Here is a 15,693-nt window from a genome sequence, read left to right on the forward strand (position 1 = left end):
GGACACGGCGAACGTCCCGGGGACGGCGACCGTCTCGGACACGGCGAACGTCCCGGGGACGGCGACCGTCTCGGACACGGCGAACGTCCCGGGGACGGCGACCGTCTCGGACACGGCGAACGTCCCGGGGACAGCGACCGTCTCGGACACGGCGACGGCCGGACCCCGCGTGGGGCCCGGCCGTCGCCGTGATCCGGGAGTTCGCCCTCTCTCCTGGTCAGATCACCGGCCTGGGGATGGCGCGCCGGTCGCGGCGCTCCTGCTGCGCCTCCTTCTCCGGCTTGGGCTCGGTGTGCGGCCCGCACGCCGCGTGGTGCCCCGGCGTCCGGCCCGTCAGCAGATACGTCTCCCAGTGGCGGTTGATGCAGGCGTTGTCACCGCCGCCGATGCCGTGGGTGCCCGAGCGGCGCTCGGTGACCAGCGACGCCCCGGTCAGTCTGCGCTGCAGTTCCAGGGCGCCCGCGTACGGCGTCGCCGCGTCCCGCTCCGCCGCCAGGATCAGCACCGGCGGCAGCACGCCCGCGGCCGTCCGTACGTCGAGAGGCTTCTGCCGGGGCTCCGTCCAGTACGCGCAGGGCAGGTTCATCCAGGCGTTGTCCCAGGTCTCGAACGGGGCGGTGCGGGCGAGCCGGGTGTTGTCCTCGTCCCAGACGCGCCAGTCGGTGGGCCAGGCCGCGTCGTTGCACTCGACGGCCGTGTAGACGGCGTTGGCGTTCTCCTCCGCCTCCGCGGACCCCGCCTCCGGCTGGGCCTGCTCGACCAACGGCTTGTCGTTGCCGCGCAGGTACTCCGAGAGCGCGTACGCCCGGCGAGCCCAGAACGCGTCGTAGTAGCCGACCTTCAGGAACGCCGACTGGAGCTGTGCCGAGCCGATCTTTCCGCCGGCCGGGGTGCGCTCGATGCGCGTGCGTGCCTTCTCGTACGAGCTCAGCACCTCCTGCTGCGTACGGCCGAGGTGGTAGACGTCGTCGTGCTTGGCGGCCCAGCGGCGCCAGTCGGCCCAGCGGCTCTCGAACGCCCTGGACTGGTCGAGGTTGTTGCGGTACCAGATCTGGGCCGGGTCGGGGTTGACCGCGCTGTCGAAGACCATGCGGCGGACGTGGCCGGGGAAGAGCGATGCGTAGAGGGCACCGAAGTACGAGCCGTACGAGGCCCCGATGAAGTTGAGCTTCTTCTCGCCGAGGGCGGCCCGCAGCACATCGAGATCGCGGGCGTTGTTGAGCGAGGTGTAGTGCCGGAGGGTGGCGCCGCCGTGGAGCGAGCACCCGCGCGCGTAGTCCTTGGCCCGGTTCTTGCGGAGGGTCTTGTGCTCCTCGTCCGGGTGGATGGGGGAGTTGGTCGGGGCCTTGACGAACTCGGCGGCGCTCTGGCAGGACAGCGGCGCGGAACGGCCGACGCCGCGCGGTGCGTAGCCGACGAAGTCGTAGGCCTTGGCGACCGGTTGCCACCCCGGCAGTTGGGCGTAGAGCGGGAACTGCATGCCGGAGGCGCCGGGGCCGCCCGGGTTGAAGACCAGCGCGCCTTGGCGCTCCTTCTGCGGGGCGGTGGCGCGGACGCGGCTGACGGTGAGGGAGATCTTTCTGCCGTCGGGCTCGGCGTAGTCCAGCGGTACGGACACTGTCCCGCACTGCACCGGTTTCTGCAGGTCCTCCGTCTTGTGGCAGCGGCCCCAGGTGATGCCTTTCGCGGCGGCGCGAGCCGCCGCGGCGGCGGTGCCGCGGGCCTCCGGCGTGGTGTCGTCCGGAACGCTCCAGGGGGCCTCGGCCGGGATGGGGTCGCCCGGTGCGCGCGGGGGAGTTGCGCTGCCGGCGGGGGCGGTGGCGAGTGCGGTGAGGACCAGCGACCCGAGGGCGCCGTACAGCGCTACTGCTCTCACGCGTCATCCCTTCGTCTGGACGTGCCGTTTCATCGGGAACGTCCGTTTCAACCGGATGTGATGGACGCGCCGCTCCGGCCTCGCCGGGCGGGACGCGGCGACGGGGTTTGAGACCCGGTCGGTGGCGGCTCGAAGGAGCGGGGGAACCGGGCCGTTCATCATCTTGTCGGCGGTGATCGCCGCGGCCGGTCACTGACACGTGGCGGTCACTCGGTCGGCCGAGCGGTTCGGCGGGGTGTGCGGCGCGTGAGGGGCCCCGACCCGCGGGCGGGGAGGGGAGGCGTCGGCCGGCGGTGCCGGCGCCGGGCCATAGGGGGGCACCAGGGCGTTCGCCGTCTCCCGGTGGTCAGTTCTCCGAGCGGCAGTGGGTGGTGGTCGGTTCTCCGAGCGGCGGCGGGTGGTGGTCGGTTCTCCGAGCGGCGGCGGGTGGTGGTCGGTTCTCCGGGCGGCGGCGGGTGGTGCTCAGTTCTCCGGGCGGCGGCGGGTGTCTCCACTGCCCTGGAGCGCGGCGCGGAGTTCGGGGTCCTTCAGGGCCGCGGGCCCGCGTACGGCGAACGCGGTGAGACCCGCGGCTCCGTCGCCGCTCCGGCTCGCGGAGTCGGCGGCGATCCGTCCCAGCAACCGCATGCCCGCCGGTGACGCCCACAGGCTGCTCGTACGCATCTCGAGTTGCGCGATGGCCAGGGCGCCCGAGACGAGCACGAGGGGCAGCGCGAACCATGCGACGACCGGGGCGGCTCCGGCCTGCGGCGGCAGCATGAACAGGGACACCGCGCCGGTCAGCAGCACCAGCAGACCGGCGAACTGCGCCTGCCGCACGGCGGTGGCGATGTTGGTGACGGCCGAGGAGGGGACGGCGAGCCCTGCCGCGACCAGACGGTCGGCGAGCGCCCGTACGGCGTCGGCGGCCGCAAGTGCCGTACGGACCGCGGAGACCCTGGACTGGCCGTCCGGGCCTATCGCCGTGATCACCGAGCGTTCGAGGTCGTCACCGCCCTCGGGGTCGACCACCGTGGCCCATCCGGTGTGGGCGAGCAGCAGTCGGCGCTGGCGGGCCAGCGAGAGCAGTGTCAGATCGGCGACCCGGCGCGGGCCTCCGGCCAGGAATGCGGCCTCGTAGACCGAGACGGCTGCCGCGGTGGGAAGTTCCGTGTCACGGTCGCCGGCGGTGAACACCGCTCCCGCCGCGCGGCCCGGCACACGCGAGGCCGCGGACGCCGCGTGGACCAGACGCACCGCCGAGGCGACGGCGGTGGCGCAGGCGACGAGGAGGAACAGAACCCACATACCGGAGTTCTACTGAGAGGGCGCCACGAAGCGCCAGTCTTCTTCCACGATGCGGACGCGGGAACTGCCGAGCGTCACGATGCGTGTCGCGCTCTGCTCTCCTCCGTATCGCCCATGGTCATGGTTCGTTGGTATTCGTCCGCTCTGCCGCATGTGTTACGTATCGGGCTATTGGAATTTCCGCGGCTTCTCCGGAAGCGTTGCGGGCGGCGGCAGCGGAAAGCTCGGTGCGGGGACGGCCGTACCGGCGGGCGGAGGCGAGAAGGCCGGTGGCGCGGACGGGGGCGGCGGGCCCGTGGGGGGCGGGGTGGCATGGTCCGCCTCTTCCGTGGCGATGGCGTCGAAGTCGACCAGGCCGGTGCGTTCGAGCGCGGAGATGTGGTCGAGGACGGTCGTATTGGCGTCGTCGGCCAGTTCGCGGACCAGGCTGTTACGGGTGGTGTGCCGGATCTGCGCCACAAGGGCGAACACTTTGCCGTGCGCCATGCGCAGGATGTTCGCGAACTTCCACGCGTAGACCGTGCCGGACGCCGCGGTGAGCTCGCCCAGCCAGCGCTGCTGCTGCTCGTTCGGCTCCGCCGGGATCTCCATGCCGAGCCGCTGTGCGACCTCCCGGACCCGGGCGTCGAGGAAGGCGTGGCCCTCCACCAGGTGCTCGCCGGCCTTCGCGACCGCCGGGGTCGGCGCACGCTCCATGGCCTGCTCTCCGGCGGGCAGTTCCCACAGTCCTGCCAGCCGGACCCGGACGATGAAGTCGCGGTCGGCGGCAGAGAGCGGGCCCCAGCGCGTGGTGACGGTCCCCGCCTCCAGTCGGGCGAGGCCGGTGCCGGATCTGTCGTGGTACGTCCAGATGGGGAAGACGAGGGCTGCGAGCGTCGCGGTCAGCGCGGCGAGGACCAGCCCCGTGCTGTTCGTGAATCGCATGGTGCGTGCCTCCTGCGGCACCGCACGGTAGTGCGACCGACGATGATCCCGTGCCGATTCGCGGAATCTCACCCTCCGCCACCCGCGGCGGAATTCGATGGAACCCGGCGAATTGGCGGAATTCCATGGAACCCGGCGGAACTCGGCGGACCGGTGGGAGCCCGATGGACGCGGCGGAACCCGGTGGAGCCGACGGAACTCGGTGGCAGCCCGGAGTCACGCCGCCCGTACGCGTCCTCGCAGAGCCGTGCGCAGCATCCGCGCAAAGCGGCCGGCGGGCAGCGGCGTGGGTCCGGAGCGCTCCAGCCACCAGGTGTGGAGCCGCCGCCGTACGGCAGGGTCCGCGACCGGGTTGCGCGCCGTGCGCTGCACGGCCGCGCCGACCCTGGCCGCGGTGCCGCCCTCGCCATTCGTGTCCTTCGCGGTCGTGCTGTCGTTCGCGCCGGGCCCCGCGGGCAGGGCCAGTAGGTATTCGGCGAAGTCCAGCGCGTCCTGGCGGTACCCGCCGGCCATCGCGTGCCGCTGCGCATAGCCGAGGAACGCCTCCCGGTACGCCGTGCCGAGGATGTCCGGCAGTTCGGGTGCCACCTTCGCCACGACATCGGCCCGCTTGGCGGTCAGCGCACGGCTCTGGACGCGCAGCCGCCGCCGGTCGAAGCCCTCCGGGGCCGGGGTTCCCGCCACGAGCGCGGACAGCAGCGAGGCCTGGGCCAGCCCCACCCGCTGGCGTGCGCTCTCCGCCGCAGGCGGGACCGCGGTACGGCCACCCGGTCCCGCTCCGGCCGGGCCGTCCGTGCCGCGGCGGCCGGACCGTACGGACTCCCGGCCCCCGCGGCCGGACCGTACGGACTCCCGGCCCCCGCGGCCGGCCCACTCGGGGTCCGCGACACCGGGACCCGCCTCCAGCACCGCGCGGATCGCGGCCAGTTCATCCCCCAGCTCCTCGGCCGCGGGGAAGTCCTCGTCCCGCTCCAGAAGTACGCCCGGAGGGTCGACACGCGTGCGCAGCTCCGCGAGGACGTCCAGGATCGGCCGGGTCACCGGATGTGCGTGGCTGTCGTGCCAGACGCCGTCCTTCTCGACGCCGCCCGCCACGTGCACGTACGCGATGGCCTCGACCGGCAGCTCGTCCAGCGCCTTCGCCGGGTCCTCCCCGCGGTTGACGTGATTGGTGTGGAGGTTGGCCACATCGATGAGCAGGCGCACGCCCGTACGCTCCACCAGCTCGGCCAGGAACTGCCCCTCGGACATCTCCTCACCCGGCCAGGAGATCAGCGCGGCGATGTTCTCCAGCGCCAGCGGCACCGGCAGCGCATCCTGGGCGATACGGACGTTTTCGCACAGCACGTCGAGCGCATCGCGGGTCCGCGGTACCGGCAGCAGATGGCCCGCCTCCAGGCGCGGCGACGCGGTCAGCGCCCCGCCCGCCCGTACGAACGCGATGTGCTCGGTGACCAGCGGTGCGCCCAGCGCCTGGGCGCGCTCGGCCAGCGAGGCGAGGCGCTCGGGGTCGGGGCGTTCGGCTCCGCCCAGGCCGAGGGACACACCGTGCGGGATGACCGTGGTGCCGCGTTCGCGCAGCCGCCGCAGCGGCTCGGGGAGGTGGCCGGGGCAGATGTTCTCCGCCACCACCTCGACCCAGTCGAGGCCGGGCAGCTCCGCCACCGTGCCGGCGATCTCGGGCCGCCATCCGATGCCCGTACCCAGTTTCTCCATGGTCGGCCTCCTCCCCTCGCGTGTTCGACAGGTGCCCGGGTGATGGCCCCGGCACGCCCGGTCGAATCCTGGCGAGCCATGGTTCAGAGCTTGATTTGAGGTTCGACGGCCCCCGCGGACGCGGGGTTCCCCCACCCGTCACGGCCTCCTGGCGACCGGCATACCGACGTGTGACAGGACCTTTCTCCGGCTGCTCCTGACACGCAGCGGCCGCGGTGCCCCCGGCAGGGGCCCGCCGCGGACCATGGGACCGGCTTCCGCCCGTCGGACCGTGTGACCGGCTTCCGCCGGGACTCCCCGGTGCTCCCGTCGCGTCAGTCGTCGTAGTCGGCGCCGGGGCCGTGGTCCGTGCCGCTTCCCGCCCGCGAACCGAACCGCGGTGCCCTCGTGGAGTCGGCCGTGGGTTCGCCCGTCGGGCTGGGCGACGGCCGCGACGTCGTCCTGACGCCGTCCTCCGGCACGACGGGAATCGGTACGGGGACGACCGTGGACGTGGGCGGCGGCGGGCCGGTCGGGCTCGCCGGCGGGGCGTTGGCCGCATCGTTGGCGATGGAGTCGAAGTCCACCATTCCGGTCCGCTCCAGCATCGTGATGTGGTCCAGCACCGTGACGTTGGCGGCGTCGGCGAGGCGGCGGACCAAGGCATTGCGCGTGTTGTTTCGGACTTGGCCGATCTGACCGAAGAACTTGCCGTGCGCGGAGCGCAGCAGCATGGCGAACTTCCGCTGGTACGCGGTGCCCTGCGCCTCCGTGAGTTCGCGCAGCCAGCCCTGCTGCTGCTCGTTCGGCTGGTTCGGCAACCCGACGCCGAGCTTGCCCGCCGCGTACCGCACACGCTCGTCGAGGTCCGTGTGCCCGACGATCAGATGGTCGCCGCAGTCGCGTATCGCCTTGGTGGGTGCGCGCTGGAGCGCCTGCTGTCCGGCGGGGAGTTCCCAGAGCCCGGCGAGCCGCACCTTGACCAGGAAGTCCCGGTCCCCGGCGGAGAGCGGACCCCATTCGGTGGCCACCGTCCCGGCCTCGAGCTCCGACTGGCCGGTGCCGGTACGGTCGGCGTAGGACCAGAGCGGCAACAGCAGCGCGCCGAGCGTCGCGACGAGGGCTGCGATGACGAGCTTCGTTCCGTTGACGTGTCGCACGGTTGCTCGCATCCTCCTCTCGCGGCGCACGTGCAAAAGGCCCCGGCCGGCCGCCGGGAGTCGAGTTGCGTAAGCCAAGCGCCAACCGAGTGGCAGGTCAACCCGCGACCCCGTCCGCTCGGGGCAGGCCGGGTGGCGCAGGGGGATACGGAGTGGCGGCGCCCCGTGTTCAGCCGGCTTCCGGCAAGCGGCGCGTCGCGCCCGGCTTGCCCGGCTTGGCTGTTTTCCGCAGCGCCGGATGGTCGGCGACGACCGTGCACGAGCCGGGCGCGATCTCGGTGAAGCCCGCGTCCCGTACGACCGGCAGTCCGCTGCGGGTGAGCTCCGCCCAGCGCGCGGGTTCCGCGGTGCGCACCGCCAGCGCGAAGCCCGACGAACGCCACATCTCCCGCTCCGCGTCCGCCAGCTGCCACCAGGCGAGCTGCGCTCCGTGCCCCGCCTGTGCCATGGCCTTCCCCGCCGACATGGAGATCTCCGGGCTGAGCCACAGCACGGGAACGTCCGCGGCGGGCGCGGACGGCGGCTCCGGGTCGTCCAGTTCGGTGCCCGACACCTGCAGCTTCGCCAGCTCCTTCGGCCACCCGTCGAGCGGCACCGGCGGGAAGACCCGTACCTCCGCCTCCGCGCCCGTGACCGTGACGCCCGGCAGCGCCTCGGCCCGCCGCCACTCGGCGCCGCGCGCCCGACGGACGACCTTGCGGATCCTTGCGTCCTGCCAGTCCCGTACGGCCGTGAACCACGCGCCGTCCACGCGTACCGCCCGCTCGTCGGTCAGCAGGACGAGGACCGCGCGGGCGGCCGCCTCCAACGCGTCCGTACGTGCCGGGCGCGCGGCCTTCTCGATCCGGATCACCAAGGGCAGCACGAACTGCGGGGCGGAGTCGCGCGCGGCCACCCCGTGCTCGAAGGGGCTGCTGCCCGCGACGCCGCGTCCGGCCGGGGCGGCGGTGCGGGCGGGACCGGGGCGATGGGCGGGACGGCCTGATGCGTCGGCACTGGTCACGCGCCAAGTCTGCCAGCCGGCCCCGGGCGCGCGTCAGGCACCGTACTCATGATGTGAGTAGACGTCAGGCACGGGCCCGGGGCTCCAACCGGGATCGCGGCCCGTCGCCGCGAGAAGCACCTCCAACGGCGCGGCACCCTCAGGTACGGCGACGGGCTCGCCGAAGACCTTCATCTTCCGGGCCGTCGGACCCGTCTCCTCGATGAGCCTGTCGAGCGTGCGGATGCTCTCCGCGTCCGGGGTGAACTCCTGGCCCGTCGCCCGCGCGAGGTCCCAGGCGTGCACCGTCAGATCCAGCAGCGCCATGCTGCCCAGGGTCCGCGCCGGGAGATTCATGCTCCCCGCCACGCCCTCGTCGGCTCCCGGAACGCCCCAGGCCGCCACGAGCCGACCGGTCTCCTCCGCGAACCGGGAGCGCCAGTCACGGTCGAGGTAGTCGGGCGTGGTGGTGAAGTCGGCGTCCTCGCGCGCGGCGATCGACCGGAAGCCGACGACCACGTGGAAGAGGTGGTTGAGCAGGTCCCGCACGGTGTACTCGGCGCACGGCGTCGGGTCTCCGAGCCGGTCGTCGTCCACACCGCGCACCACGGGCACGGCCTGCCGTGCCGCCGCGTCGAGCCGTTCGCTGATCGGGGTCGTCATGGGTACGACGGTACGAGCGACCGGAACGCCCGGGCTTGAACAAACGCGACACCTCGTGCGCGGGTACCCCCGAGGGCCGGGCAGTCCCCGGATACCCGGTCCACCGCACACCTGGCGCGAGGGGGTGCGCGGCATAGGATCGCCGGTATGGCGGCACCGCGGCGCGACACCCGGGGCATCATCGACGCCCCGGAGCTCTTCGCGCGCGTACGCTTCCGCCGCCGCGAGCCCGCCCTGCCGCTCCGCCCGTATCTCGAGCACTACTGGCTCATCGACTGGGACCTGTCCGAGCCGTACGCCACCCACGTCGTCCCCCACCCTTCCGTGAACGTCGTCTTCCAGCGCTTCGCCGGCCGCCCCGCCTTCGCGGAGGTCGCGGGCATCGGGCTGGAGCTGTTCACACAGAAGCTGGAAGCCACCGGGCGTGTGTGCGGGGTGCAGTTCCGGCCGGGCGGCTTCCGTCCCTTCGCCTCCGGCCGGGCCGTCTCCCGGTGGACGGGGAGGCGGCTGCCGCTCGGCGAGGTCTTCGAGGGCGCCGGGGGTGATCCGTCCGCCGTCCTCGGCCCCGACGAGGAGGACGCCCGCGTCGCCGCGCTCGACGCCTTCCTCCTGGACCGGCGCCCGCAGCCCGATCCGCACGCCGACCTGGCCATGGCCGTCGCCCAGCGCATCCGTACGGACCGCACCCTGCGGCGCGTGTCGGAGGTCGCCCGGGCCGAGGGGCTGTCGGTGCGCGGTCTGCAGCGGCTCTTCGCCGGGTACGTCGGCGTCAGTCCGAAGTGGGTCATCCTGCGCTACCGCATCCACGAGGCGCTGGAGCGCTCCGCCACGGCCACGACGGGGGTGGACTGGGCCGCGCTGGCCGCCGAACTCGGCTACAGCGATCAGGCCCATCTCGTCCGTGACTTCACGGCAACGATCGGCGTCCCGCCGACGGCGTACGTCCGCTGAGTGCGGCGCCGGATCTACGCGTGCCGAGCGCGGCGCCGGACGACTTCTGCACCGGGGCCGCCTGTCCCCGTCACGCTTCAGCGGCCGTCAACCGCCCGTTCCCGTCACGCTTCAGCGGCCGTCCAGCCGTCCAGCCGTCCAGCCGTCCAGCCGTCCGGTCGCGCGGGCCCGCGCGCACGCGCAACTCGCGGAGCCCCCGCCGGTTCGGTCAGGACCGGAGGCACACTGGAACGTGCGGCTCGTAGCGAGACGGATCGCCGGACGGGCCGCGGCGACCGAGGAGGTGGAAATCCCCATGGACGCGCACGGGAACGGCGGGGACACCGGCCCAACCGACCGGGAAGCCCGGCCCGCGCCCGGGCCTCCGCACGCCGACTGCGTGCTGTGCGGCGAGCCCACCGAGTACGGGGCCGCGGATCCCGGTGCGACCCTCTGCCCGGTCTGCGAGTGGCAGGAGGCCGAGCGCGAGTCCTGCGGTGGCTGACGAATGCCGGCCCGTCTACTCCCTTTCCCTGCCCGCGACTTGGTCCTGGCCACGGACCGGGTGCTGCTCCTGAGGCGCGTCCTGGGCGGCCTGCCCCCGGCCCTCGTTCCGCGTACGGCTGATCAGCTCCGAGACACGAACGAATCGATAGCCCTGCGCCCGCAGCTCGGGGACGATGCGCCGCACCGCGGCCTCGGTCGCAGGCGCCCGGCTGAGCGTGGCGTGCATGACCACCACCGAGCCGGGCTTCACCTGCGAAAGCACCTGCTCCGCCACCCGGTCCGCGGAGCGAGTGGAGGCGTCCCCGCTCAGTACGTCCCCCTGCACCGCCGTCACCCGGGCCGGGGCGACCGCCCGCAGCGCCCCGTCGTCGAAGCAGCCACCGGGGAAGCGGAAGTACGGGACCGGGTCCGGCACTCCGGCCCGGCGGATCGCCGTGTACGCGCGGTCGATCTCCTGGCGCATCGCCCCCCGGTCGACACGCGGCATGCCCGCGCGGCACGGCCCGGAGAAGGAGCCGAGGCCGTAGCTGTGGTTGCCGATCTCGAAGAGCGGGTCACGGCCCAGTGAGCGTGCCTGGTCCGGGTACTCGTCCGCCCACCTGCCGGTCATGAAGATGGTCGCCGGTACGTTCAACTTCCGCAGGGAAGCGACGAGTTGGGGGTTGTCGAAGCGTTCGCCGCCGGCTGCGCGTGTCGCGTGCTCCGGGGACATGTCGGCGTTGAAGGTGAGAGCCACGACCTTGTCGCCGTCGCCCGTGCTCCGGGTGAAGACCGCCGCACGGCCGTCCGCCGCCGGGAGGGTGGGCGCCGCCGGAGCGCCCGCCGCCGGGCCCGCCTCCTCGAAGCGGCCGTGATCGGCCGGGTCGGAGGCGGCGGGGGATATGGCAGGGTCCGCCGCGCGGCTTCCGCCGTCGTCCGTGCCGCCGCAGGCGGCGAGTGCGAGTGCGAGCAGCGGCATCAGGGCCGAGGCAGCCCGTCGGCGTGCACGCGTGCCGGGCTGTTGCGAAAAGTGTTGGATCATGTTCGGAGCGTAAAATCAAGCTCCTGTGTCGGCATGTCTTCCACCTCCGATCGGGTCCCCGCTCACCTGCCCCCGATCGCGGTGACGGGTACGGCCGGCGTTCCGCCCGCATCCCCCGCCGCCCGTCCTCGCGCCGGACGGCAGGGGAGTGACCGCATGCGGCGCCCCGTGCGGCAACCGCTGTGGCGGAAGCGTCAGCGCCAGGGGCCGGTCACCGCGAACGTCGTGCCGGGGGTGTAGCAGTTGACGTACATCGAGCAGCCGTCGGCGGAGAACGTGACCCCCGCGAACTCGCCCCACGCCGGATCTTCCGGAGTGCCGATGTTCTGCCGCCCGCGCGCCATCGCGTAGACCTTCCCGCGCTTGGTCAGCCCGAAGACGTGCTGCGCGCCCTCGCCGTCCTCGCAGACCATCAGGCCGCCGCCCGGCGCGAGCGTGATGTTGTCGGGCTCCTCACCGGGCATCTGCACGTCCGTGTCCGGGCCGAAGACGACGACCAGGGTGAGCCGGCGGTGCTTCGGGTCGTACCGCCAGATCTGGCCGAAGTGGTCGGCGGCCGACCCATCCGCGCTCTTGGCGAAACTGGAGACGAAGTAGACGCAGCGCCCGCCCCAGTAGCAGCCCTCCAGCTTCTGGGCGTGCGTGATGCCCTTCGGCCCGAAGTCCTGGAATCGGATCGGGGTCTCGCCGGCCAGCGGGTCCGGTACGTCCACCCACTCGATGCGGTCGAACGTCGTGCCCGTCTCCTGAACGACGGACAGATCCTTCACATCCGGTACGCGCATCGCCTGGAGGCGCTCGCCCGCGTGCAGCGAGCCCCTGCCGCCGAGCGGCTTCTCGGGCAGGAAGCGGTAGAACAGCCCGAAGGGCTTCTCGAAGGCGTCCTCCGTCTCGTAGACCACGCCGCTGTCGGGGTCGACGGCGATCGCCTCGTGCTGGAAGCGGCCCATGGCGGTGAGCGGCTCGGGGGAGGTGTGGCGCGGGTCGTACGGGTCGACCTCGAAGATGAAGCCGTGGTCCTTGGTGTAGCCGTTCGTACCGGCCCGGTCCTCGGTCTCCTCGCAGGTCAGCCAGGTGTGCCAGGGGGTGCGGCCGCCCGCGCAGTTCACCGCGGTACCGGCGATGGCGACCTGCTCGCCGAGGACGCGGTTGCCCCGGCCCAGCTCCAGGGCCGTACAGCCGCCCAGACCCTCCGGGTCGTACGTGAGCCCCTTCACGGCCGGGACGCGGATCTTGGCGTCCACCCGGTTCTCGTGGTTGCGCACCAGGTGGGTGCGGCCGTCACGGCCGGGAAAGGCGGCCATGCCGTCGTGGTTGCTGGGCACCTTGCCCTGCCCTGAACGGAGTTCGTCGCCCTCGCGGGACAGGACGGTGTAGCGGAACCCCTCGGGAAGGTCGAGCAGGCCGTCGGGGTCGGGGACGAGCGGGCCGTACCCCGCCTCTCCGCCCCAGTCGTGGGCGGTGGCCGAAGTACCGGCGAAAATTTCCGAGATGGTCCCGGCGAAGGCGATTCCCGCCCCCAGCGCCCCGGAACGGGCGAGGACCTGACGTCGTGTGGCAGACATGGGCAACTCCCTGTTGGCGGACAGAGATATGACCATGCCGTGTGTATCACGTGGTGTGTCCCACGGGAACCTTCAAGATTGCCATCGCGCCCCCGTCGCGCGCCCCCCGCACGCCCGCCTTCGCGATCCGGCGCGCCGCGCCGGCAGGTGAGGGGCCCGGGGGCCTCCTCTGACCACCGGGCGCGGACGCGGCCGGTGGGGCCGCGACCGGCGCGACGCCGAACGGCCGAAGCCGACGCTCCGTCACCCTGGTGCCCGCACTGCTCCCGCGGGCTACGGCGTCCGGTGCCGCACGACAGGCGGGGCCCCTGCAGTCGAGGGCCCGGGGCACATGAGGGGCATGATCCGCCAACTCCCCCTGACAGCACCTTGCCTTGCCCATGCGCTGCTCCGCCGGAAGTCCGCCGTACAACCCTGTCCCGCCGAGCCGGAAGGGCAGAGGCGAGGGCTCAGGCCCCGACCAGCGGCTTGGCGTCGCGCGCGAGGGCGGTGAGCCGCGAGATGGCGCGGAAGTACTTCTTCCGGTAGCCGCCCTTGAGCATCTCCTCGCCGAAGATCCGGTCGAAGGGCACCCCGGACGCCACCACCGGCACCTCGCGGTCGTACAGCCGGTCGGCCAGGACGACCAGCCGCAGCGCCGTCGACTGGTCGGGTACGGCCCGCACGTCGGTGAGGCAGACGGCCTCGACGCCGTCGCAGAGCGCGCCGTATCGGCTGGGGTGCACGCGCGCAAGGTGGGCGAGGAGGGAGGGGAAGTCGTCGAGCGAGGCACCGGTGGTGCGGTACGCGACGCGGGTGACCTGCTCGTCGTCGTACGGAGCGGAGGCCTCCGGCAGCCCGCGGTGGCGGTAGTCCTCGCCGTCGATCCGAAGTGGCCGGAAGTGTGCGGACAGTCCCTGGATCTCGCGCAGGAAGTCGGCGGCGGCGAAGCGGCCCTCGCCGAGCTTGCCGGGCAGTGTGTTGGACGTCGCGGCGAGAGCGACGCCCGCGTCGACGAGCTTCCCGAGGAGCGTCGAGACGAGGACGGTGTCGCCCGGGTCGTCCAGCTCGAACTCGTCGATGCAGAGCAGACGGTGGCCGCTGAGGGTTCGGACGGTCTGCTGGAAGCCGAGGGCGCCGACGAGGTTGGTCAGCTCCACGAACGTGCCGAACGCCTTGAGCTCGGGCGCCGCGGCCGTGGCGTGCCAGAGAGAGGCGAGAAGGTGCGTCTTGCCGACCCCGTAGCCGCCGTCGAGGTATACGCCGCGGGGCCCGGCCGGGGTCGCGGGCTTCCTGCCGAACCAGCGCCGCTTGCCGCCCTGTGACGCGCTCGCCCCGCCGATCCCGGCGGCGAACCCGCTGAGCACGGTGACGGCCTCGGCCTGGCTGGGCTGCGATGCGTCGGGCACGTAGGTGTCGAACCGCACCGAGTCGAACCGCGGGGGCGGCACCATCTCCGCCACGAGACGCTCGGCGGGCACGAGCGGCTCCCGGCCGCCCAGCGCGAGCGGGCTCCCGTCGGAACGGGGGACGGGGGCGGGGGCCGGACCGGAAGCGGAGACGGATGAAGACACAGCTCCTCAGAGTAATCCCTGGGGTCAGGACCCCAGAAAACCGTGCCGGTCCTCTCCGGGCCGCGAGGGCGTCCCGGCGTCCGGTCGCCGCAGCGTGTCAGACTGCCCGCATGCGACGCCTGTTCCCGCCCGGTACCGCGACCGATGCGCCCGAAGCGCTCGCCGATCGAGCGTGGGGCATCGACGAGCTCGCCGACGCGTATGCGTATCCGGGGGGGCCCGGGGCCTCCGGGCGGGCCTGGCTGCGCGCCAACATGGTGTCGTCGCTCGACGGGGCCGCCCACCACGACGGGCATTCCCAGCCGCTGTCCTCCGACGCCGACATGCGGATCTTCGGCGTCCTGCGCGGGCTCGCCGACGTCGTTGTCGTCGGCGCCGAGACCGTACGCCAGGAGGGCTACCGCCCCGCACGTGCCCGCAAGGCGTTCGCCGAGCGGCGTGCCGGGTTCGGCCAGCCGCCCGCGCCGGTGATCGCGGTCGTCACCGCGAGTCTGGACCTGGACTTCTCGAGCCCGCTGTTCGCCGAGCCGCTCCTGCCCACCATCGTGCTCACCGGCGCCGCCCACCACGCCGATCGCGCCGACCGGGCGCGCGCCGCCGGTGCCGATGTGATCGTGGCCGGGGACGGCGAGGGCATCGACCCGGAGCGGGCCGTGCAGGCGCTTGCCGACCGCGGGCACACCCGTCTGCTGACCGAGGGCGGCCCGCGTCTGCTCGGGCAGTTCGCGTGCAGCGGGGTGCTCGACGAGCTGTGTCTGACCATCGCCCCGGTCGTCACGGTGGGCGCGGCGCCGCGGATCATGGACGGGCACGCCATGCCCGACCCCGAGCGATTCACCCTTGCGTCCGCGCTGGAAGAGGCCGGCTTCCTTTTCACCCGATACCGTCGCATCTGACCTGTGGTCGCAATCCCCCCGTGGTGCGGACAATGGTTTCCGCGGAGCCGTTCCGTAAAGCCGTTTCCGTATCGCCCGGGACGACAGTCCGCGACCCGCGAGGACGGAGGGTCCTGCCGTGTTCACGACCGTACTCATGATCGAGAAGCCGCTGGTTCCGACCGATGTGGAACTGGTCACCAGCCTGCACGGCGACGAGCCGACGTCCTTCATCGTCCTCATGCAGCCACAGGGCGACCAGGACCGGCTGCTACGCGCACTCGACGACGTGGCGCTCGGCGAACTCGACGAGGCCGTGCGCGAGGGGCAGGAGCCCGAGGGCCGGGAAGCCCTCCAGCCCGCGGAGCGGGCGCTCCAGCACTCACTCGAAGCGCTGCGGGCCGCCGGCAGCCAGGCCGTCGGCCGGATCACCGAGAAGCACCCGGTCGACACGCTGCGCTCGGTCGTCGAGGAGACCCGGGCCGACGAGGTCATCGTGCTGACGCGTCCGCACCTGGTCGAGGAGTTCTTCCACCGCGACTGGACCTCACGCGCCCGTCACAAGGTCGGCGTCCCGGTGCTCAAGCTGTACGCCCACACCGAATAGGCTGACCCCGCACAGCGAGTACCGCGCGTACCGCGAGCACCGGTCGCG

The 15,693-nt window shown here is 72.9% G+C and carries 14 protein-coding genes; 4 read left to right on the forward strand and 10 right to left on the reverse strand.

Going from position 1 to position 15,693, the window contains the following annotated elements; all coding sequences use genetic code 11:
- Positions 1–217: 217 nt before the first annotated feature.
- The 7 genes from AB0M26_RS03540 to AB0M26_RS03570 all read right to left on the reverse strand — a co-directional run bounded on the left by AB0M26_RS03540 (position 218) and on the right by AB0M26_RS03570 (position 8,587).
- Positions 218–1,876, reverse strand: coding sequence for an alpha/beta hydrolase (locus AB0M26_RS03540; protein ID WP_365253844.1), 1,659 nt, complete (start codon positions 1,874–1,876; stop codon positions 218–220).
- Positions 1,877–2,338: 462 nt separating this feature from the next.
- Positions 2,339–3,163: a TIGR04222 domain-containing membrane protein gene (locus tag AB0M26_RS03545; protein ID WP_365253847.1), complete on the reverse strand. Its 825-nt coding sequence runs from the start codon at positions 3,161–3,163 to the stop codon at positions 2,339–2,341.
- 168 nt (positions 3,164–3,331) lie between these two features.
- Positions 3,332–4,087 carry a DUF4142 domain-containing protein gene (locus tag AB0M26_RS03550; RefSeq protein WP_365253850.1) on the reverse strand — a complete coding sequence of 252 codons (756 nt, stop codon included), beginning with the start codon at positions 4,085–4,087 and terminating at the stop codon, positions 3,332–3,334.
- A gap of 216 nt (positions 4,088–4,303) precedes the next feature.
- The gene (locus AB0M26_RS03555) at positions 4,304–5,803 is read right to left on the reverse strand and encodes a DUF692 domain-containing protein (protein ID WP_365253853.1); all 1,500 of its coding nucleotides are present in this window, start codon (positions 5,801–5,803) and stop codon (positions 4,304–4,306) included.
- A gap of 314 nt (positions 5,804–6,117) precedes the next feature.
- Positions 6,118–6,942: a DUF4142 domain-containing protein gene (locus AB0M26_RS03560; protein ID WP_365253856.1), complete on the reverse strand. Its 825-nt coding sequence runs from the start codon at positions 6,940–6,942 to the stop codon at positions 6,118–6,120.
- Positions 6,943–7,111: 169 nt separating this feature from the next.
- Positions 7,112–7,837, reverse strand: a complete 726-nt coding sequence (locus AB0M26_RS03565; RefSeq protein WP_365254516.1) for a peptidyl-tRNA hydrolase — start codon at positions 7,835–7,837, stop codon at positions 7,112–7,114.
- Between the two features lie 141 nt (positions 7,838–7,978).
- Positions 7,979–8,587 (reverse strand): TIGR03086 family metal-binding protein, encoded by a 609-nt coding sequence (locus tag AB0M26_RS03570; protein WP_365253859.1) that lies wholly within the window; start codon positions 8,585–8,587, stop codon positions 7,979–7,981.
- 147 nt (positions 8,588–8,734) lie between these two features.
- Between AB0M26_RS03570 and AB0M26_RS03575 the strand changes: the two genes are divergently transcribed.
- Positions 8,735–9,538 carry a helix-turn-helix domain-containing protein gene (locus tag AB0M26_RS03575; RefSeq protein WP_365253862.1) on the forward strand — a complete coding sequence of 268 codons (804 nt, stop codon included), beginning with the start codon at positions 8,735–8,737 and terminating at the stop codon, positions 9,536–9,538.
- Between the two features lie 295 nt (positions 9,539–9,833).
- Positions 9,834–10,022 carry a hypothetical protein gene (locus tag AB0M26_RS03580; RefSeq protein ID WP_365253865.1) on the forward strand — a complete coding sequence of 63 codons (189 nt, stop codon included), beginning with the start codon at positions 9,834–9,836 and terminating at the stop codon, positions 10,020–10,022.
- 15 nt (positions 10,023–10,037) lie between these two features.
- Here AB0M26_RS03580 and AB0M26_RS03585 read toward each other — a convergent pair whose 3' ends face one another.
- From AB0M26_RS03585 to zapE, 3 genes are all read right to left on the reverse strand, one after another.
- Positions 10,038–11,045 (reverse strand): polysaccharide deacetylase family protein, encoded by a 1,008-nt coding sequence (locus AB0M26_RS03585; protein ID WP_365253868.1) that lies wholly within the window; start codon positions 11,043–11,045, stop codon positions 10,038–10,040.
- Positions 11,046–11,239: 194 nt separating this feature from the next.
- On the reverse strand, positions 11,240–12,610 hold the full coding sequence (locus AB0M26_RS03590) for an alkaline phosphatase PhoX (RefSeq protein ID WP_365253871.1): 1,371 nt from the start codon (positions 12,608–12,610) through the stop codon (positions 11,240–11,242).
- A gap of 449 nt (positions 12,611–13,059) precedes the next feature.
- Positions 13,060–14,163: a cell division protein ZapE gene (gene zapE / locus AB0M26_RS03595; RefSeq protein ID WP_365253874.1), complete on the reverse strand. Its 1,104-nt coding sequence runs from the start codon at positions 14,161–14,163 to the stop codon at positions 13,060–13,062.
- Between the two features lie 110 nt (positions 14,164–14,273).
- Between zapE and AB0M26_RS03600 the strand changes: the two genes are divergently transcribed.
- Both AB0M26_RS03600 and AB0M26_RS03605 read left to right on the forward strand, forming a co-directional pair.
- Positions 14,274–15,059, forward strand: a complete 786-nt coding sequence (locus AB0M26_RS03600; RefSeq protein WP_365253877.1) for a pyrimidine reductase family protein — start codon at positions 14,274–14,276, stop codon at positions 15,057–15,059.
- A 118-nt stretch (positions 15,060–15,177) separates the two neighbouring features.
- Positions 15,178–15,645 (forward strand): indole-3-glycerol phosphate synthase, encoded by a 468-nt coding sequence (locus AB0M26_RS03605; protein WP_365253885.1) that lies wholly within the window; start codon positions 15,178–15,180, stop codon positions 15,643–15,645.
- Positions 15,646–15,693 lie beyond the last annotated feature (48 nt).

It is taken from the genome of Streptomyces sp. NPDC051776, from assembly GCF_040681345.1.
Taxonomy (GTDB): domain Bacteria; phylum Actinomycetota; class Actinomycetes; order Streptomycetales; family Streptomycetaceae; genus Streptomyces.

Coding starts and splice junctions, on each gene's coding strand:
- AB0M26_RS03600 (WP_365253877.1), top strand. CDS start 14,274: ATGCGACGCCTGTTCCCGCCCGGTACCGCGACCGATGCGCCCGAAGCG.
- AB0M26_RS03590 (WP_365253871.1), bottom strand. CDS start 12,610: ATGTCTGCCACACGACGTCAGGTCCTCGCCCGTTCCGGGGCGCTGGGG.
- AB0M26_RS03585 (WP_365253868.1), bottom strand. CDS start 11,045: ATGATCCAACACTTTTCGCAACAGCCCGGCACGCGTGCACGCCGACGG.
- AB0M26_RS03555 (WP_365253853.1), bottom strand. CDS start 5,803: ATGGAGAAACTGGGTACGGGCATCGGATGGCGGCCCGAGATCGCCGGC.
- AB0M26_RS03580 (WP_365253865.1), top strand. CDS start 9,834: ATGGACGCGCACGGGAACGGCGGGGACACCGGCCCAACCGACCGGGAA.
- AB0M26_RS03575 (WP_365253862.1), top strand. CDS start 8,735: ATGGCGGCACCGCGGCGCGACACCCGGGGCATCATCGACGCCCCGGAG.
- AB0M26_RS03570 (WP_365253859.1), bottom strand. CDS start 8,587: ATGACGACCCCGATCAGCGAACGGCTCGACGCGGCGGCACGGCAGGCC.
- AB0M26_RS03545 (WP_365253847.1), bottom strand. CDS start 3,163: ATGTGGGTTCTGTTCCTCCTCGTCGCCTGCGCCACCGCCGTCGCCTCG.
- AB0M26_RS03550 (WP_365253850.1), bottom strand. CDS start 4,087: ATGCGATTCACGAACAGCACGGGGCTGGTCCTCGCCGCGCTGACCGCG.